The organism is Candidatus Methylacidiphilales bacterium, from assembly GCA_028713655.1.
Classification (GTDB): Bacteria; Verrucomicrobiota; Verrucomicrobiia; order Methylacidiphilales; family JAAUTS01; genus JAQTNW01.
Genome location: JAQTNW010000014.1, coordinates 34903 through 53421, shown reverse-complemented (window position 1 = coordinate 53421; position 18519 = coordinate 34903). Strand labels below are relative to the sequence as shown.

The window sequence follows — 18519 nt, the reverse complement described above, 5'->3', positions numbered from 1 at the left end:
ATTCTTTCTGGGATGTTAAGACTTTGATTTGAATTTGAGTTTGTAGGTGACGATTTTTTTCGGCCCGATGTTTACTTTGAGTTTGCGGCCTTTAAAGTCGGGTCGGCCTCCGGTCTTGAGCTTTTCCTCGTTCAAATTGACCGCATCGACGCCCGCAAGCTCCTGCATGAACTCGACTTCGGATTCCACAGCTTTTGTCGAGGGATTGTAAAGTCGCAGAATGACGGCGTCTTCGCGATTGGCTTTTTTGAGCGCGCTGAGCACAAGCGCCGTTGATGCGACCTTGATGAAGCCTGATTCGGAAGGCAGTTTTCCGAAGGTGCGATGCGTCTGCACCGGGACCAGCGGATAGTTTGTCTTCTCAGCCTGCTCGAGACAACCGTTTTCCCAGTTCCCGGCATGGGGATACACGGCATAATGGAATTTGTGGATTCCCTGCGCCTGGGTGAGCGCGGAATCGGTGCGCCGTTCCTTGCGACCATAGATGGTGACGAGCTGCGAGGTGTAGGCCCGGATCAGGTTGAGCGCCAGGCTGTTGTCCTCGTCTCCCAGGGGCTCATAGCCTTTCACGCTGTCGCTCAGAATCGCCAGCCCGCCGTCGGGTCCGGACATATCCACAAAGCGGATGAAGGGGTCCTCGCCGTTCACCAGGCTGGGGTCCGCCTTCTTTTCGTTCCGGACAATGCTGCGCTCCACGACATCAAAGCCCGATTCCGCGTGTACTTTATCGGTCTTCAACCTCGTCGGGAAAACAACCTGCACCAGATGGTCGAACGAACGGTTGTCGATCTCAGTTTGGATATCAAGGCTTCTGGAGCCTTTTGACAAAGTCAGAACCGAGCGGATCTTCAAAGGCACAAGCTCCTTCGAACTTTCCGCATAATCATAATACCCTTCCATGATGTAATTTTTCTTTTCGAGCCCCTTCGGAACCATCATCTGGTAGTCGATTTGGTAGCGGGTCGCCAAACTTGAACTTTCGATCCTGTGAATGTCCGCCGTGAGGCCGCGGCTTGAATGAAGCCGGTTCCGGTCGGGAACAAAGCGGACCCATGAATCGCCGTTGTCGCCGGTATCGGTAAAGTAATGCAGGTCCGCGTAGGATTTGCCGCTTTCCTTTTCAAGGATATTGAAGGTGCCGTCGTCGTTGATGGTCACCTGCAGGTGCTCATTTTCCATGCGGTTGTCCATCAAGCGCACTTCGGAGCCAAACGACAGCTTTGAGGCCGATTTCCTAACAATATAGGTCTTGTATCCGAGCGCGTCCACCGAGGCGTTCAGGCGGATCTGGACCAGTTCGCCATAAATGTAAAGGCTGGTGTCGGTGAGGTCTCTGAAGATCCGGTCGGTCATCTCCCCGCGTTCCACAATCTCGAACTCCGCCTTCTGCCCGCTTTGCTTTTCGACAATTTCAAAGTCGTTGATGCCCAGTTTTTCCGGCAGGTGCAGCCAGGTGCTGACAACTTCCTTGCGCATGAAAGGCGAGGGATTGAAGACCACAAGCGCCAGTTCATTGTCGCTGAGCTGTGAATTGTCGATCCGGGTCACGATATGCTGGGCCGACACATTCAGAACCGCCCTGGCAATATGGATCACCTGGTCCAGGCGGTTGAGCATATCGACTTCGATGGCATCGACGCCGCAGCCGGCGATGGTGTCGTGCGGGTGGCATTTCAGGAGATGTTTCCACGCGGAAGTCAGGTATTCCTGGGGATAGGATTTTCCGAGCATGTGGCTGACGGCGGCAAACGGCTCCGCGTAGCGGGCGAGAAGGTTCTCGGCCTTTGCATTCCTGGATTTCTGGCGCGGGCGTGTTGCGGCCAGGTAGAAATGCGTGCTCTTGAGCTCCGATTTGTTAGGGCCGCCGAACCCGGGCAAAAAGCGCCGCATTTCCCCGGAATGTTCCTCCAACTTCACCCGGGCGGTTGCCACCGCTTTTTTCAAGTCGGCTGAAAAGCGGTCGAGGCTGCTGTAAAACAGGTCGTAATTCCGGGGCTTGCCCTTCTTTTCATTTTTGACTTCATCGATTGCCAGAAGTCCTTTGAGTGAAGGGAAGCAGGTGTCCATGCCATTCATGCCCAGAACGATGTTGCCTGGGAAATGAGGCCGGTGCTCCTCGGTGAACTTCTCGATGGCGTCCCCGATCTTGTCCTGCTTGATGTGGTATTTGCCGCCCGCGACAAAACCGTGTTCATATTTGTAGTCGTCGCTGCCGAACATGAACGGCACTTCGTCCCCGGTATAATTCAACTCCCGGTCCCACGGAACCGCTTCCCGGTTTTTTGTCATCGGGCGGAACACCTTGTCGAAGAAGTTTGTCCGATGATATTTGATGCAATAGGCCTTTGTTCCATCGGCGCCGACCCATTTGTAATAGTTGCTCTTGATCGTGTCGGCTCCGCGGTAAAAGAACACGCTGTCGATGCCGAAGCCCGCATATATCTGCGGGAGCTGGGAAAGCTGGCCCCATCCGAACGGTGTATAGCCGAATTTGGAGACATTGCCGAAAGAGGCCGCGACCTCATGGCCCACCAGCAGGTTTCGCACCACCGATTCGCCGCTCAAATAAAAGCAATCGGGCGCCGTGTACCAGGGGCCCGCCCATAATCTTTTCTCGGCGACATATTTTTTCAGCACCCCCCTTTTTTCCGGATACAACTCCAGGAAATCGTCGAGGGGCACAGTTTGGGAATCGAGGACAAACTGGAAATCGGGGATTTTTTTGAAAGTGGTGATCAAATCCTCAAAGAACTGCGTGGTCAGGACCCGCGTCAACTGCGAGTCATAGGTCCATTCCCGGTCGATATGGTTGTTGGCGACAAGATAAACTTTTGTTTTTTTTGATTGAGTGCTCATGTTGGCGTTTTAATCCGATTTTTCCCGAGAACACAGGGTGCGGACTTGCGCCCGTCTGTGAAATCCATCAACGGAATGGTTTTTGTTATAAGTGGAGTTCACGCTAGACGAAAGTCTTTTCCATGAAAACCGAAATTTGTTTGTATTTCCATGGTAGAAGCCGGACACTCCGTCCTAATTCCAACTTCATATATTGATATGAGCTCCACAGGTAAAAACGATCCCAGCCGTGAACTTTCCCGGGAAACACTCGCCTCGGGCAGGTTTCTGAACCTGCAGTCCATTCGCTGGAAGGACGCGCGGGGATCCGAACGGGTATGGGAAATGGCGGCGCGCAACGGCGAATGCCGGGCTGTTCTCCTGATCTCCTGGTTGATGCCGTCAAACCGCCTCTTGCTGATTTCACAGTACCGCCCGCCTGCGCAGGGACTGGTGATTGAATTCCCGGCCGGCCTGATCGACGGCTCCGAAACGCCCGAAATCGCGGCTCTTCGGGAACTGAAGGAGGAAACGGGGTATCATGGGCGCGTGGTCCGGTTGCTGCCCGCAGGATACAACACGCCCGGCCTGAGCAGCGAACGCACGCATGTGGTGCTGGTTGAGATTGATGAAACCCTTCCTGAAAATATATACCCGGTCCCCGGCTTGGGCGAGGACGAGGAAATCAGCGTCCTGCTCCTCAGACGCGCTGAAGTGCCGGATTATCTGGCGCGCGCGATGGACTCCGGGCTGCAGTTCGACAGCAAGGTACTGGCTTATCTTGCAGGCTTGGTTTCGGAATAAACGCCTGCGTGAATCCAACAGGCATGGATCGCCATGTCCGATGTGGAGTGCGGTGGCAAGCCGGAGGCGCGACACCGCTTTGGATTTTACACCATACTGCGAGCCTTTTTCGCCCGGTTGATTTTCTTCATCGCGAAGCCTTGCCAGGCGATCATGGGATTCATGGGTACCGTGCGGGCGCGGTCCACGAGTTCAAGCTGGGTCCAGCCCTCGCGTTCCCCCGCGCACTTCGAGGAAAAACAATCCGGGCCATTGAAGATGCCGTAGGGAACTTCCGGAAAACGGCGGGAATGATTGCGCAAGGTGCCGCAGATCCATTCGCTGAATGCCTCTTCAACGAGGCCCTCTTCCGCCAGCGCCCAAACCATCCAGTAGATTGTCTGCGGCCAAATCCCGGCGTTCTCGCCTTCGCCATCGGGAAAGGCGCAGACGGAAATGCCTTCGGGTGCGGGGCCGCTGTAAGGCAGGCTCATGAGCATCAGGCCGATGTCGGTGTGGCAGCGGGCCACGGCATTTTTGAGGGCGGTTTTCCGCTGCTCGGGCGTGCCGCATTTTGCCAGGGAACACCAGCTTTGGGCATTGATGAAAAGGCGGCCCTCTTCATAGGAGCCGACCGGCTTGCCATTGTCGGTGTAGCCCCGCAGAAACCAGCCTTGGTCGAACACAGCGTTGACGGCTTGGCGAAGTTTGGCCGTGTAGGCTTCGAGTTCGGCTACAAACTGTGTTTCACCGCGGCGGCGCGCAAGATCCGCCATCGCCGTGAATGCGAAGCAGGCCATGCCGGAATTCATCACGGACTCGCCCCGGCCTCCGGCTCCCACCAGCGAGAGGTAATCATTCCAGTCGCCCTGCCGCATAAGGATCAACCCGTGGCTGCCGAGGCCGATGCCGTCGCGCACCCAATAAAAGGCGCGCCTGGCGTGTTCCCAGATGCTGCCTTCGCCCTGGTCCCAAAAGCTGCACGGTTCATCCCAAAACTGTGTTTTTCCGGCGCTCGCAATGCTTTCACAGCAGCCGATCACGAACCAAAGTTCGTTGTCACTTTCGAACTCGCGCACCTTGCGGTCGCGGCGCATCGAGTGCATTTTGGGGATGTCGCCGCTGGCCAGTTGTGTTTTGGCGACGAAGCGAAGCGAACAGGCCGCCAACTCCCAGTCGCAGTCCGCCAGCACCATGCTGGTTTCTGCGACTTCCCTGACTCCGAATTCGCCCCAACCATAGCCGCCGAGTGCGATGAAATATTCGTCCACCGAGCCATCGTAGCAGGTGAAGGAAAGCAACTGTCCGGCATTCCACAAACATTCCTGCCGCATCCATTCCTCGGGCGCATCGACGCGAAAAGGCTCCAGTTTGCTGCTCCATTGTTTCCTGACTTCATCCAGCGGAGGAATTTGAACCGCTCCGGCGCTGCCATAACCCGTGGCAACGTCCGCAGTCCATGTTTTACCGGGTGCAAGGACTGCATCATGGCCCAGGGCCAGCGTTTGCTGTTCGGCAGAAGGCTGCCATTCCGGAGCGGCAGCCAAAAAAACATCACCAAGCTGTTCATGGGCTTTGCTGAACCCGGCCAATCCGGGTTGCAGAATCGGGTGCAATCCGGCCTGCGCGCAGGTGACATCGCTGCAGATTTTTAGACGGGTCTGGAGAGGTGTATTTCCAAGATTGGTGAGCGAGAAACGGGCAAAAAGAACACGTCCCCGGTCCGGTCTTGCATAAAATTGTTGCACAACCCGCAGATGGACTCCTTCGGATTGTACTTCACCGGAGTATTCAATATGTCCGACCCCGATCCGTATTCCGTTTTTCTGCGTTAACGCGCCGTGTAGCAGGGGAAGCGCCTTCCCGTCCGACTCCATCTTTAAATACAACGAACCATTGACCGGCGCATCGCCGGGTTTGTTGAGCCAGAGAAAGCCGCCTTCGGTCGTGAACAGATGTGCCCGCCCCCAGCGATCCGCCATTGCCAGGAGCCGACCCGTGCCGATCAGATGCCGGAAGGGCGCTTCGCGCGCGTCATTGTCGCCAGCAGTGAGGTTAAAACAAGGCAGTCCGGCTTCGTCAGAGCCCCAAGTTCCGTAACGTAGTTTCTCAGTCATTTTTTCATCGTTCCATTATTAAGATTTTAACATGTTACAGAAGGCTCCATCTGCGGGCTGTCGATAAAAGAAATGGAAGCTGGCAGGCGGCGGAGCTGGTTTCATCCGCAAAAACCGTAAGGTTAATTTTCCGGCTTTGCAATGGAACAGATACGGCTCAAATGCTTTATTTTTATCCGGGCGTGCATTCCCAAAGCGGCGTCGGAAATCCCGTGAGAAGCCTGTTTGACAGGTTGACAGGGAAGCGTAAGCTGTTCTGTTATGGTTTCTTATGACCGCGAGGCGGTTGGGCGTTCGGATTTTGCATTTTGCCACATGCCGCAGGTGGACAGTGTTTCGGTCGGACTCTGGTTCCGGACCGGCGCGCGCTATGAAACCCCCGGCCTCCACGGCGGCGCGCATTTTCTGGAACACATGCTGTTCAAGGGTACCGCCCGCCGCAACGCCCTTCAGATTTCCCAGGAAATCGAGAGCAAGGGCGGCGACTTGAACGCCTTCACAGCAGAGGAAATGACCTGCTATTACGCCCGTCTGGATGCCGACCATCTGGAGCTGGTGCTGGATGTCCTTTTTGACATGCTTTGGAAATCCAATTTTCCCAAGGAGGAATTGGAACGCGAACGGGGGGTCATCCTCGAAGAAATCCGCATGTACGAAGACCAGCCTTCATCGCTTGTGATGGAGCAACTCAACCAGGCTCTTTGGTCTGGGCACGGATTGGGGCGGCCGATCACCGGGAGCCCGGGGTCGGTGTCGGCCATGAAGCGCGGAGACCTGATGAATTTTTGGCGCAGCCATTACAGTCCGGAGACCCTGGTGGTTTCGGTGGCAGGCGGGGTCACGCGCGAACGGATACACTCCCTGACCAAGCGCTATGTGAATGTCAGCCGCACCGGCTCGAAATTTTCCGCGCCTGTTTTCAAGGCCCCGTCCCGCAGCCGCGTGGCATTGGTTTCCGTGCCCCGTCCCGTTCAACAATGCAGCCTTTCTCTCGGCGTGCTTGCCTATCCCAAAGGCGACAAACGCCGCTACGCCCTCAAGCTCCTGAGCGTCATGCTGGGCGAAAACATGAGCTCGCGGCTTTTTCAGATGGTGCGCGAAAAGCACGGGTTGGCGTACTCGATCAATTCTGCTACGGCGCATTTTCATGAAACCGGCGCGTTTTATGTGCAGGCGGGAGTCGATACACCCAAGCTTGTCAAGGCCATGAAATTGGTGGCCGTGGAACTGGAGCGCATCACCCGGAAAAAGCCGGACGAGGTCGAGTTGCGCCGGGCGAAGGATTACATCATCGGCCAGATGAAACTGCATTTGGAGAGCACGACTAGCCGCATGATGTGGATGGGGGAATCGCTGGTTGGGCTCAACGTTATGCTGCAGCCCGCCGACGTGATCCGCGCCATTGAAGAAGTGACTCCCAGTGAGGTGCAGGCCGTGGCGCGCGATTTGTTCCGACCGGGCCGGATGGCGCTCGCCGTTGTGGGGCCGGAAGTCAATGACACGCTGCTGAAGGAAGCGGCAAAACCGCTCCAGGACCTATGAACTTCGGCGAATGCAGCGCGGCATTGTTGCGGGCGGACCTGACCGACACGGTTTATTTGTTCGGGCGCCCGGATTTTCGCCTGTCCGGTTCCTGGGACGACTGGGGTCGGCTGGATGAAGCCTTGAAAGAACGGACAAAATCCGGTCCGGACTGCCTGCATCCGCCGGGGGCGGCCGTGGGCTATTTTTCCTACGATGGCGATTTTGATTTTGCGTTTTATCCGGAGCTGGAACCGGTTTCGCAGGACCCGTTGTTCCCGGAAGAGGTCGAACGTTCCCAGGCGGCCCTGGACGAGGACTGGGCCGGGGAACCGGGTTTGGAAGAATACTGCCGGATGATCGAGGCGGCGCAGGAACACATTCGAAGCGGGGACATTTATCAGGCGAATCTCGCGCGCCGCTTTTGCCGTGCGGTGCCGGATTTTGACGCACGCCGTTTTTTCCAGGCCCTCTGGCAGGCGACGGGCGCGCCGCTTTCGGCTTATCTCGAATGTCAGGATAGGATTTTATGCTCGGCTTCGCCGGAACTGTTCATCAGCCTGCAAGGCGGGCGTATCCGCACGCAGCCGATCAAAGGCACGCGGCCCCGCGACCGGGACAGCCTGCGCGACCGGCAGAATGCGTTCGAGCTGGCCACTTCCCCGAAGGAAATCGCCGAGCTTATCATGATTACGGACCTTGAGAGGAACGATCTGGGCGCGATATGCGAGTATGGCAGCGTGACGGCGCCGAGCCTGCTGCATTGCGAGGCTTTTTCGCATGTGTTTCATTTGATTTCGACTGTTGAGGGGCAGTTGCGCGGGGATGTCTCGCCTGTGCAGGCTGTCAGGGCCTGTTTTCCCGGCGGCTCGATCACGGGCGCCCCAAAGAAACGGGCCCGTGAAATCATCGCGCAGCTCGAGCCGTTCCGGCGCGGGTTTTATACGGGGGCCATCGGGTACTTTGGGTTTGACGGCAGCGCCCAGTTTAACATCGCGATCCGTACGGCGGAATACCACCGCGGAAAGCTTTCCTTCTTTGCCGGGAGCGGCATTACCGCCGATTCGGACCCGGTCCTGGAATTTGAAGAGACGGAGCATAAGGCGCGGGCGTTATGCCAGGCTTTTTCGATTTATCAGGCCCGGCGGCCGATTCCCGCGCGAAAAACGGGCGCCTTGCCATGAGTGAAAAACCCAGAGTGGAGCTATCAGACTCGGGATTCCGCTATGGCCTGGGTGTTTTTGAAACCGTTGTGGTGCGCAAAGGCGTGGCGCTCTTTTATGAATCCCACCTTAGGAATCTCATCACAGGCGCGAAATCTATCGGGTTGCCGATTGATGGCGCCGATAATCACGGGGCGGTTCCGGAAGGGGATGGGATCTGGCGCTGGTTTTTGACCTCCTCCGGGTTGAACACGATGTTTGAGGAAGGGATCGACCATGTGCCGGCAAATTACACGCTGGATCTTTCGCGCCTGCGGGTTTCGTCCGAGGCCTGGGATTCGCGCTTGAAAACACTGAGTTATTTGCTCCACTACCAAGCCAGGCATGAGACACGTTATGATGAAACGATCCTGCTGAACGAACGGGAGGAAATTGCGTCGGCCTCGATGGCGAATGTGTTCTGGCTCCAGGAGGGAACGCTGTTCACGCCCGATCACAGTTGCGGCTGCCGGGCGGGGGTTGTCCGGCACTGGGTGATGGAAAACTGGAGGGGGGAATTGGAGCAGGGGCGCTGGGCGGTGGAGGAGTTGGAGGCCGCCGATGAAATCTTCGTCACCAACAGCCGGATTGGCATCATGCCGGTGATCCTGTGGCGGGGGCGCAATCTGAGGATAGGCCCGGATACCGAGACTCTGCGCAAGCTCTATCATGCGGAGGTTGAAAAACAATTGTCAGCAGCCTCCGACACGCGTGCATTTAAAGACATCAACGAGCCCGGACTTCTCGAAGACGAGGAGCCCTAGCTGCGATTCCTTTATTCACATGGATATCCATGTGCCATTTCCCAGGTGGCTGGGTCAATACGATTTGCCGAAGACGGCGCGCTGTTTGCTGGGCTTGCCTGTGAAGATGCAGGCGCCGGGCTCTTTTTCGTCAAAGGGCAGGCAGCGGATGGTGACTTTCAGGTCGTTTTTCAATTGTTCCTCGACTTCCAGTGACCCGCACCAGTGGGCGAGGGCAAAGCCGCCGTGGATCTCCGGTTTTTCGGGATTTTTCGGCGTGAAGTAGGCGTAGAACTCCTCTTTCGAGTCGATCCTGCGTGTGTTCTCATTGCGGAATGCCAGCGCACGGTCATACAGTCCCTGCTGGATTTCCTGCAATAGTGCGGCGGCTTTGGCGACGAATTCGTTGCGCGGCAGCGACTGCTTGTCCCTGGCTTCGCGGTCGCGGCGTCCGACAAAAACGCTGCCCGACGCCAGGTCGCGAGGCCCGATCTCGACGCGCAGGGGCACTCCTTTTTTGATCCAGTCCCAGCTTTTTGTGCCGCCTGTTTTTTCGCGGGCATCCACTTTGACGCGCAAGGGTTCGCCATGCCAGTTTTGGGCGCGGAGTTCCGCCGCGAGCTGCTCGCAGGCCGAGAGGATATCGGCCCGTTGAGGTTCTTTTGGAATGACAGGCAGGATGACGATTTGGGACGGCGCGACGCGAGGAGGAAGAATGATGCCGTTGTCATCCCCGTGGGCCATGACGAGCGTGCCGATCAGGCGCGTACTGACGCCCCAGCTTGTGGTGTGGGCGAATTCCTGCTTGTTATCGCGCGACAAAAACTGGATGTTGGCGGCCTTGGCGAAATTCTGGCCGAGGTCATGCGAGGTGCCGGCCTGGACGGCCTTGCGGTCCTGAACCATGGCCTCGATGCAAAGCGTCCGGTTCGCGCCGGGGAAGCGTTCACTTTCGCTTTTTTCACCGGTCAACACGGGCAGCGCGAGGTATTCCTTGGCGAAGGTTTCATAGACACCCAGCATTTTTTCCGTTTCTTCGCGGGCTTCATCCGCCGTTTCGTGCGCGGTGTGGCCTTCCTGCCAGAGGAATTCGGTGGTGCGCAAAAAGAGCCGGGGCCGCATTTCCCAGCGGACCACGTTGGCCCATTGGTTCAGCAGCAGAGGCAGATCGCGGTAGGACTGCACCCAGCGTGCGAACGAGGCGCCGATGATGGTTTCCGAGGTGGGGCGGACGATGAGCGGTTCGGTCAACTCACCCTTGGGTACCAGGCGACCGGAAGCATCGGTTTCCAGGCGGTGGTGGGTGACAACGGCGCATTCTTTTGCGAACCCGGCGACGTGGTCGGCTTCTTTTTGCAGGTAGCTGAGCGGGATAAAGAGAGGAAAATAGGCGTTGTCATGCCCGGTTTCCTTGAACATCCGGTCGAGCGGGCGCTGGATTTGTTCCCAGAGACCGTAGCCCCAGGGTTTGATGATCATGCAGCCGCGGACATCTGAATTTTCAGCCAGATCGGCGGCGGCGACGGCCTGCTGGTACCATTCGGGAAAATCTTCAGAGCGCGTGGGTTTGATTGCGGTGTCATTGGCCATAAGGGATTGAAGTTAAAAGCAGACGCCGGAAGACAAAAGCAAATTCAGCGGCTGACTGCAAGGGACTTGAATCTCAACCCGGTTTATTTCCGTGTCCGCACTTGGGCAGGGGGAGACGGTCGCCGCGCCCGATTTCCGGGACGAAGAAATTTGACGTTGATGCCTTGATGCAATAACATCAGATGCATGAGAACGACGTTGAACATTGAAGATGACGTGTTGCAGGCGGCCAAGGAACTGGCCCAATCCGAAGGCTGTACCGCCGGGGAGGTCATTTCCAACCTTGCGCGCCGGGGTTTGACTGCGCCTGCAGCGCAGAAAAAAAATCGTCCGACTTTGCGCGGCGGCGTGCCGGTACTGCCTTCGCGCGGTGAAGTCGTCACGCTTGAGCATGTTCAAAAACTGCGCGACGAAGAAGGCATCTAAATCATGCGAACTTTGCTGGATATCAATGTCGTCATTGCATTGCTTGACCCCGACCACGCTTTTCATGATCGGGCGCATGCCTGGTGGGCGGCCCATGCGAAGCGCGGTTGGGCGAGCTGCCCGCTTACTGAAAGCGGCGTTGTCCGCATCATGTCAAACCGGAGTTACAGCCGGAACGCGCATTTCATGCCGGGTGATTTGATTTCAAGGCTGCAAAAATTCGCCGGCCAGACCAACCATGAATTCTGGCCGGACGACCTTTCGATTCGCGACGATGCCATTTTTTCAGCGGAGCGGATTCACAGCTCGCGCCATCTGACCGATCTTTATCTGCTCGCGCTGGCGGTGAAGCACGGCGGAAAGTTGGCGACTTTTGACACTGGAATTTTGGTTTCCGCCGTCCGCAATGCGAAGGCGGGGAATTTGTCAGTGATTTGAATCTTTCGATGCATGCCTCTTGCTGATGTTGAACCATGTTCATCTGATGTTGGGAAACGCCCCGAAGCAACCTCTCCCGATTCAAAAGCTAAGCCAGGATAAAATCTGTCAGGAGTCGAGGGCTGACTCCAGAGGCACTTTTAGATCGACCGGCACAACGCGGGTGTACACTTGGGTTGTGGTAATCTGACTGTGATCCCATAGATAATTCGTCAAGCGGCTTCTAAGGTGTAGTGGAACCGGGCAGCGGGGGTGGGGTCTTTTTGCGCGGGGCTGTTGTCACGGAGGACCAGAGCCAGGTGCAGGAGAAAATCAACACGCCGATGAGGCTGAGGAGCAGTGTTATCACAAGGGTAGGCAGGGAAACCAATTCACCGCTTTCGAGTTTTTCCGTCAATTGGTTGCTGTCGGAAAGATAGGGTGAAACAGTATGGATTATTGGAAGAATCGGAAGCAGGGTGAGGGCGCCTCCGATGAAAGCGAGGGCCAGTTGGATGAGTCCGGTGCGTTTATGTCCGGCCAGCAGGGTTCCAATGCCGGGGAATCCCAGAAGGTTGAGCAAGGCCAGGATGAGTCGAATCATGATGGGGTTGCTTTACGGTTGTTTAGCTGTGAAAAGGGGTGTCCCGGCATTGTGGCTTGGCCAGTTTTGCGCCTGACATAAGTGATATTCTGCCTGCTTTGGCCGTATTTTCAAAGATTTGATTTTTCTTTCTGCTTGCCAAAGTGCCGCTCTGGCTGGATTTTCCATGTGTCCACGTTCACCCAGGGCTTTTGACATGAAAACAATATCGGCTTACCTTGTCGCTTTCAGCCTATTGGCAGGCTCCGGGCTCCTTATTTCGGGCTGCGGTACGGTTTCCACCCATGACATGGAACTTCAAAATTTGCCGGTACCCGAGAAAAGGCCCACTTCGATCTTTATCCGGGATTTTGAAACGGATGGTGTGGTTTTGACCATGGATATGGAGCAGGCTGCCGCTGCTGATTTTGAGTCGGGTGTGGTGCATGAATTGGGTGATCGTCTTAAGGAGCGTCTGGCACAGGAAGGGTTTGATGTGCAGCGCCAGGACAAAACCCAGCCATTTGCCGCGGACGGCTGGCTGGTGAGTGGTCGTATCCGGTTGTTATCCATGGCGGATGCGCAATCGATTTTGTTGAATCCTGACAGCGCCAGGCAAAACAGGATTGAGTGCACGGTTTTTGTGTATGATTTGGGAAAATCGCAGGTCCAACCGTTTATGACATTCCGGGTGACCGGCAGGCGCAAGATCGCCGAGGATACGGCGGCGGATACTGCGCCACCGGCCGATATTTCATTAAAGGATGAGTGCCGGGAAACCGGTGAATTAATTACGCAGACGCTCCTGAATTACCTGAAAGAGCATGCTTTAGGGCCATTTCGCTGAAAATTGGAATTGGCATAATTTAAGCTTCAGCATAGACCGCTAGTACGGCCCAAACAGGCCGTAACAGGTCTAATGATTTTATGGGTGAAGCCGAGGATTCGGGTTTTGTGTCCAAAGAAGAGCTTGCGCATCTTCTGCGCGAACTCAAGCAACTCCATGACGAGCGGCTTGAAATCAAAAAGGTCGAAACCCTCTTCAAGCTGGTCACCGACAATATTGCGGATCTGATCGCGGTGGTGAGCCCGACCGGACTGCGGCTCTGGAACAATTCCGCCTATCAAAAAACACTGGGCTACGATCCCGAAGCGATGGAGGGCAGTTATTCCCTGGCCGAGGTGCATCCGGACGACATGGCGATGGTGCAATCGGTTTTTGAGGAATCCATCCGCACAGGGATGGGACGGAAAATCGAGTACCGCATCCGCCATGCAAAGGGAGACTGGGTTCTGCTGGAATCGGTGGCGCGTGTGGTGGCGAATGAAAAAGGGGATGTCGAGTGCCTGGTTCTGGTATCGCGCGACATTACCATGCGGAAAAAAATGGAAGAGGAGTTGATCAAAGCCAAAAAGATCGAGGCTGTTTCAAACCTGGCAACGGGAGTCGGGCATGAATTCGACAGCATCCTGAAAAATGTGGTGGAGCACATTCGCAAGGCGCGCAAGAACTCAGCCCAGAAAGGGCGTGATTTTGCAGCGGACCTCGAGCAGGCGGAAACTGCGGCCATGCAAGCCCAGCAGGTGGTGAACCGCCTGATGGGGTTGGGAGGCGAAACGGATGAAGTGGAAAAGAAGGAATTGATGGTGGGGCCGTTGCTTCGCGGTATTTCGGAGGCCGTGCTTGCCAACACGCTGGCCCGCTGCGATCTTTTCATTGCTCCCGGAATACCCAGTATTTTGGTCGAACAGCAGGGCTTTATCCAGGCGCTGAAAAATATCCTCACGAATTCGGTTGAATCCATCACCAGCCGCTCGGTCATTCGGATCACGGCCGATGTTGCCACCTTTTCGCTCAACTCGGTAAACCGCCCGCCACAACTGGCCCCGGGAGCATACGTCAACATCGAGATTCGAGACCAGGGCAAAGGGATTGAGCAGGAGCATCTCGCACGGGCGTTCGAACCTTATTTTACAACAAAGGAAAAAGCCCAGGGCATGGGCCTGACCACCGCTTTGTCGATCATCTCACGGCACAAAGGGACCATTTTGATCGACTCCAAACCCCGCGTCGGCACCGTGGTTAAAATATACATACCTGTGCACGGGCCTGTGCAGGCAAGGGAGACTGTTGCCGCGCCGCAAGCCGCCGGCAGGGAAAAGCGCATCCTGCTGATGGACGACGAAGAGCTTGTGCGCAATTTTATTGGCACGATGCTCAAGCAATTGGGGTATCAAGTGATGACGGCGAAGGACGGAGGAGAAGCCATCCGCATTTATGAAGAGGCAATCGCGATGGGGCAAAAATTCAATGCTGTGATTCTGGATCTGATGGTGCCTAACGGCATGGGAGGGGCGGAGGTCATTCACAGTCTGCGCCAGATTGATCCTGAAGTGCTCGCCATTGCATCCAGCGGTTATACCGACCAACCGGCCATGATGGACCCCCAGCCGTTCGGGTTTACCGCCGTCATAGCCAAGCCGTTTAACCGCGACCGTTTGCGCGAGGTTCTGAGCCGCGTTTTATGAATCATCCCACGAGCATGGGACGGACGGCTGCGACACCCCGGCCCGGGCAGACGATTGGAGAGGAGATCGCCAACAGTGTCAGCCATGGCATTGGATTTTTTGCGGCCGCCGCTGCCGCTCCGTTTCTCATTTTGGCCTCTGCGCGGCATGGCAGCGTATTATCGGTGGCCGGGGCCTCAATTTTTTCCATCTCCGTGCTGCTGTTGTATTTCGTCTCGATGTTTTATCATGCCCTGCCGAAGAGCGTGTGGAAAAGCGCCTTTCAACTGCTCGACCATGCGGCGATTTTTCTCTTGATTGCAGGTTCCTACACTCCGTTTACATTTGGCGTATTGCGCGGCGCGTGGGGCTGGACACTGTTCGGAATTGTCTGGGGATTGGCGATTTTTGGCATGATAGCCAAATTGGCGGGCGGGCTCCGACATGGAATCCTGTCAAACTCGCTCTATCTGGCCATGGGATGGTTGATCGTGATTGCCATCCGGCCTCTTTGGCTGCATTTGCCGGCGCCGGGCCTGATTTTGCTGGTGGCCGGTGGGCTCGCTTACACGGGCGGGGTGGTATTTTACGCGGCAGAGCGCCTCCGCTACAGCCATTTTATCTGGCACCTTTTCGTGATGGCGGGCACGGGCTGCCATTTCACGGCTATTTACCTGTATTGCTGTTAACCCGGATGGTTCATACGCTTCTGAAAACCCCCGCATAGTGTCCAGCCAAAAGTCCGGGCAGAATCAGTAGCGAATTCACATCCGGGTTAAAAACAAAACCGCCTGGATGGGATTTTTTTGAATTGGGACCGCCTTAATTTTGAGGCGGTTTTGTAATAACCTGCATAGGTACTGCGTAAGTCTTCCCACTGTTGTGGCACGGCGCCAACGATCCGATGATCAAAATGAGTATGGAATATGCAGGTTAGGGGGTGGTGGGCGTAATGGGCAGATCGTTCAAGCGCGGAGCAAAAAGGGTTTGGAAGGAATCCAGAACGCGCTCCAAGTTGGCTGTTACTGTGGCAGGATCCTTACCGTCCGCAATGTCCTTGGTAATGACGGCCATTTCGCCGGTATTGACGGTAATATCATAGGTTTTGCCCGTAGTCTCGTTGGTGACGCGGACATGGCCATCGACCACTTCGATTTTGAACTTTATGCCATCGTAGGTCACATTGAAAATGGTGCCGCGGGCAGCCGCAACGCCGAAAGGCGTCTCAATTTCATAAGACGTGCTGCCGGGTTTGAAGCCGTTGATGTTTGAAAAAACCGATCCGGATTTCAAATTGGCGTGGAATTTTCGTTCCACCGAAGCGCCCGGTGTGTAGGCCATTTGGTCCAGTGTGACGGTTGTGTTGGGTTGGATGGTGGCTTGTGTTCCCGGGAAGGGCGTGATGATAACCGTGCTGTTAGGGCCTGTTTGAATCGTATTGCCGGGCGTCAATTGGGCGCCCTTGCTGATGCGGGGAGGGATGGCGGATTCATTGACCACTTGCACAACGTCTTTCCCCGGAGGCGCAATAAACGCATCACCTTGCACGGACAGAACTGTCGGTCCGGTGAAATTTCCCGCGGCGACGGGGGCAGGCGGAGCTTCTTGGTTGGCAATTTTGGTTATTTTCGGCGCAAGCGATGGCGGTGCGGACGGAGGCTCAGGAGCAGGAGCAGCGGTGGAAGCGCTGACTACAGCTCCGTTTTGCAATTGTACGCTTGTGCCCGAGGCCACTGTTTGCCCGCCGACACTGATTGTACCGAGAATACCGGCTTGAAAAATGGTGGCGGACTTGTCGATGACAATGGTCAGAACAGAATCAGGGGATAGATTAATGTCCTGTCCCATGAAATTGACTGAAATGGATTGAGGCTTGGCAGGGTCCGGATACAGAATAACAGTTTGGCGGCCTTTGAGGTCTTTGCCGTAAGAAACCTTGAAGGCCTGATTATCGGACTTAATAAGCTGGCTGATGCTTCCGCTTGTGAGGCTGTTGATCAGTTTGCCGTCCTGATTGGCGATCTCAAGTTCCTGGAGGCCGTTGATGTGTAACTGGGTTGCTGAGAATGCGTTGGAACAGGCAAATGCAAGTGCGCCTGCCAGAAGCAAATAATGAATGGATTTCATAAAAATATACCTAAAAAGCCAAGCTTGATTTACATTATAAAACATAGCGCTTGTCACTATGTCCAGTCAAGCCTTGTATTTAAGCTTCGGTTTTGCCAATCCATGATTTTATGATACAACCCCGCCGTTGAAAATTTTATTTATCGCTTCGGAATGCGCCCCGCTGGCAAAGGTCGGCGGCTTGGGGGATGTGGTTTCCGGCCTGGCCAAACAGCTCCGCTCGGAAGGGCACGATGTGAGGATTGTGATGCCGCTCTATGGGCAGATCGACCCTAAAACAACGGCGTTAAAATTCATGGGCCCGGTTTGCGTCCATCTGGGCGGACGTCAGGAGCTTTGGGCTGGAGTTTATGAGGGCTTGCTGGACAACCTGATTCCAATCTGGTTCTTGGAGCATGGAGAATTTTTTGGCAGGCCCGGGATTTACAATGAAAACAACCGGGAGTACGGCGACAATGCCTTTCGCTTCGCATTTTTTTCCAAAGCTGTCCTGCAGGTCTGCAAGGACCGGGATTTCCTGCCGGATGTGATGCATGCGCATGACTGGCCAGGCAGCCCGGTGGCGGCTTATTTGAAGACTTGGGACCGGGTGCTTTCCCCGCTTGCCGCGACTGCCACCGTGCTGACCATCCATAACATTGGTTACCAGGGCGTTTATCCCGCGGATGTCATGCCTTTTCTCGGCCTCGGGAAGCAGTGGTTTGTGCCGGACGTGTGCGAAGACCATGGCCGGGTGAATTTTTTAAAAATGGGCGTGTACTTTGCCGATGCGATCACGACAGTTTCGCCCGCGCATGCGGAGGAAATCCTCAGTCCCGAAGGCGGGCGCGGGCTGGCGCCGTATTTGAACCGCCGCCGGGCGGATTTTTCCGGCATCCTGAACGGCGCGGACTACTCGCATTGGAGCCCGGAGTCCGACCGTCTGATTCCGGAGAATTTTTCCATTCATGACTTGTCAGGCAAGGCCGAGTGCCGCCGCCGGCTCAAAGAACGTTTTGGGTTGGATGAGGACGACAGCCCCGTCGTCGGGGTGGTGTCGCGCTTTGTCGAGCAGAAGGGGCTGCATCTGGCCGTTGCCGTCCTGGACCGCTTGCTGGCTTCGCTGCCATTTCAACTTGTTGTCCTGGGTTCGGGCGATGCCGGCCTGGAAGATTATTTTCAGAAGTTGCCGCTGCGTTTTCCGGGCAGGGCGGGGGCCTTTATCGGTTTTTCCAACGAGCTGAGCCATTGGATCACGGCGGGAAGCGATTTTTTCCTGGTGCCGTCGCTGTATGAACCCTGCGGGCTGACCCAGATTTATGCGATGCGCTACGGCACCCTGCCGATAGTGCGTTCGACCGGCGGCCTGCGGGACACGGTGGAAGACTACGATCCTGAAACGCGGCTGGGAACGGGTTTTGCGTTTGACGATCCCGCGCCGGAAGCGTTGGAGGCGGTGTTGCGCCGCGCCCTGGAAACGTGGAACGCCCGGCCCGACAGGATAGCGCGTTTGATGCGGCAGGCAATGGAACAGGATTTTTCCTGGGAAAAACCGGCCGGGGAATATCTCAAGGTGTACCGGCAGGCCATTGAAAACCGGCGCAAGCTGCTGGAGGCTGAAGGCGTTGCCAGTGGAAAACCGAGACTAGCGCTCAATCCCATGCTGGAGAGTCTGGGATAGTGGCGGA

General features: G+C 56.0%; 15 protein-coding genes. 10 read left to right on the top strand and 5 right to left on the bottom strand.

Annotated elements, in window-relative coordinates; translation table 11 throughout:
- Nucleotides 1-15: 15 nt before the first annotated feature.
- Entirely contained in the window at nt 16-2856 is a 2841-nt protein-coding gene (locus PHD76_06280; GenBank protein ID MDD5261440.1) for a glycoside hydrolase family 38 C-terminal domain-containing protein, read from the bottom strand.
- 198 nt (nt 2857-3054) lie between these two features.
- On the opposite strand from PHD76_06280, the gene PHD76_06275 reads away from it, so the two are divergent.
- Entirely contained in the window at nt 3055-3639 is a 585-nt protein-coding gene (locus PHD76_06275; GenBank protein ID MDD5261439.1) for an NUDIX hydrolase, read from the top strand.
- A gap of 86 nt (nt 3640-3725) precedes the next feature.
- On the opposite strand, the gene PHD76_06270 is transcribed toward PHD76_06275, so the two are convergent.
- On the bottom strand, nt 3726-5735 hold the full coding sequence (locus tag PHD76_06270) for a hypothetical protein (protein ID MDD5261438.1): 2010 nt from the start codon (nt 5733-5735) through the stop codon (nt 3726-3728).
- A gap of 261 nt (nt 5736-5996) precedes the next feature.
- Here PHD76_06270 and PHD76_06265 point away from each other — a divergent pair, with 261 nt between their 5' ends.
- Genes PHD76_06265 through PHD76_06255 form a run of 3 tightly spaced genes read left to right on the top strand, consistent with a single transcriptional unit; the run spans nt 5997 to nt 9222 of the window.
- A complete protein-coding gene (locus tag PHD76_06265) occupies nt 5997-7277 on the top strand; it encodes a pitrilysin family protein (protein ID MDD5261437.1) in 1281 nt (426 codons plus the stop codon).
- Nucleotides 7274-8440, top strand: a complete 1167-nt coding sequence (locus PHD76_06260; protein MDD5261436.1) for an anthranilate synthase component I family protein — start codon at nt 7274-7276, stop codon at nt 8438-8440. Before PHD76_06265 ends, PHD76_06260 begins: the two co-directional genes overlap by 4 nt.
- A complete protein-coding gene (locus PHD76_06255; GenBank protein MDD5261435.1) occupies nt 8437-9222 on the top strand; it encodes an aminotransferase class IV in 786 nt (261 codons plus the stop codon). The genes PHD76_06260 and PHD76_06255 overlap by 4 nt, the downstream gene beginning before the upstream one ends.
- Before the next feature lie 54 nt (nt 9223-9276).
- Here the strand turns inward: PHD76_06255 and proS are convergent, their stop codons facing one another.
- Entirely contained in the window at nt 9277-10791 is a 1515-nt protein-coding gene (gene proS / locus PHD76_06250; GenBank protein ID MDD5261434.1) for a proline--tRNA ligase, read from the bottom strand.
- Between the two features lie 186 nt (nt 10792-10977).
- Between proS and PHD76_06245 the strand changes: the two genes are divergently transcribed.
- Nucleotides 10978-11217 (top strand): hypothetical protein, encoded by a 240-nt coding sequence (locus tag PHD76_06245; protein ID MDD5261433.1) that lies wholly within the window; start codon nt 10978-10980, stop codon nt 11215-11217.
- Nucleotides 11218-11220: 3 nt separating this feature from the next.
- Entirely contained in the window at nt 11221-11655 is a 435-nt protein-coding gene (locus tag PHD76_06240; GenBank protein ID MDD5261432.1) for a PIN domain-containing protein, read from the top strand.
- A 223-nt stretch (nt 11656-11878) separates the two neighbouring features.
- Here the strand turns inward: PHD76_06240 and PHD76_06235 are convergent, their stop codons facing one another.
- Nucleotides 11879-12238, bottom strand: coding sequence for a hypothetical protein (locus tag PHD76_06235; GenBank protein MDD5261431.1), 360 nt, complete (start codon nt 12236-12238; stop codon nt 11879-11881).
- 196 nt (nt 12239-12434) lie between these two features.
- On the opposite strand from PHD76_06235, the gene PHD76_06230 reads away from it, so the two are divergent.
- The 3 genes from PHD76_06230 to PHD76_06220 all read left to right on the top strand — a co-directional run bounded on the left by PHD76_06230 (nt 12435) and on the right by PHD76_06220 (nt 15414).
- Entirely contained in the window at nt 12435-13064 is a 630-nt protein-coding gene (locus tag PHD76_06230) for a hypothetical protein (protein ID MDD5261430.1), read from the top strand.
- Between the two features lie 80 nt (nt 13065-13144).
- On the top strand, nt 13145-14746 hold the full coding sequence (locus PHD76_06225) for a response regulator (protein MDD5261429.1): 1602 nt from the start codon (nt 13145-13147) through the stop codon (nt 14744-14746).
- Entirely contained in the window at nt 14743-15414 is a 672-nt protein-coding gene (locus PHD76_06220; GenBank protein ID MDD5261428.1) for a hemolysin III family protein, read from the top strand. Before PHD76_06225 ends, PHD76_06220 begins: the two co-directional genes overlap by 4 nt.
- A gap of 244 nt (nt 15415-15658) precedes the next feature.
- Here PHD76_06220 and PHD76_06215 read toward each other — a convergent pair whose 3' ends face one another.
- Nucleotides 15659-16852 carry a FecR family protein gene (locus PHD76_06215; protein MDD5261427.1) on the bottom strand — a complete coding sequence of 398 codons (1194 nt, stop codon included), beginning with the start codon at nt 16850-16852 and terminating at the stop codon, nt 15659-15661.
- A gap of 127 nt (nt 16853-16979) precedes the next feature.
- Here PHD76_06215 and glgA point away from each other — a divergent pair, with 127 nt between their 5' ends.
- The gene (gene glgA / locus PHD76_06210; GenBank protein ID MDD5261426.1) at nt 16980-18512 is read left to right on the top strand and encodes a glycogen synthase GlgA; all 1533 of its coding nucleotides are present in this window, start codon (nt 16980-16982) and stop codon (nt 18510-18512) included.
- Nucleotides 18513-18519: the final 7 nt, after the last annotated feature.

Coding starts and splice junctions, on each gene's coding strand:
- PHD76_06215 (MDD5261427.1), bottom strand. CDS start 16,852: ATGAAATCCATTCATTATTTGCTTCTGGCAGGCGCACTTGCATTTGCC.
- PHD76_06235 (MDD5261431.1), bottom strand. CDS start 12,238: ATGATTCGACTCATCCTGGCCTTGCTCAACCTTCTGGGATTCCCCGGC.
- PHD76_06240 (MDD5261432.1), top strand. CDS start 11,221: ATGCGAACTTTGCTGGATATCAATGTCGTCATTGCATTGCTTGACCCC.
- PHD76_06225 (MDD5261429.1), top strand. CDS start 13,145: ATGGGTGAAGCCGAGGATTCGGGTTTTGTGTCCAAAGAAGAGCTTGCG.
- PHD76_06260 (MDD5261436.1), top strand. CDS start 7,274: ATGAACTTCGGCGAATGCAGCGCGGCATTGTTGCGGGCGGACCTGACC.
- PHD76_06230 (MDD5261430.1), top strand. CDS start 12,435: ATGAAAACAATATCGGCTTACCTTGTCGCTTTCAGCCTATTGGCAGGC.
- PHD76_06245 (MDD5261433.1), top strand. CDS start 10,978: ATGAGAACGACGTTGAACATTGAAGATGACGTGTTGCAGGCGGCCAAG.
- PHD76_06270 (MDD5261438.1), bottom strand. CDS start 5,735: ATGACTGAGAAACTACGTTACGGAACTTGGGGCTCTGACGAAGCCGGA.
- PHD76_06280 (MDD5261440.1), bottom strand. CDS start 2,856: ATGAGCACTCAATCAAAAAAAACAAAAGTTTATCTTGTCGCCAACAAC.
- proS (MDD5261434.1), bottom strand. CDS start 10,791: ATGGCCAATGACACCGCAATCAAACCCACGCGCTCTGAAGATTTTCCC.
- PHD76_06255 (MDD5261435.1), top strand. CDS start 8,437: ATGAGTGAAAAACCCAGAGTGGAGCTATCAGACTCGGGATTCCGCTAT.
- PHD76_06275 (MDD5261439.1), top strand. CDS start 3,055: ATGAGCTCCACAGGTAAAAACGATCCCAGCCGTGAACTTTCCCGGGAA.
- PHD76_06265 (MDD5261437.1), top strand. CDS start 5,997: ATGGTTTCTTATGACCGCGAGGCGGTTGGGCGTTCGGATTTTGCATTT.
- PHD76_06220 (MDD5261428.1), top strand. CDS start 14,743: ATGAATCATCCCACGAGCATGGGACGGACGGCTGCGACACCCCGGCCC.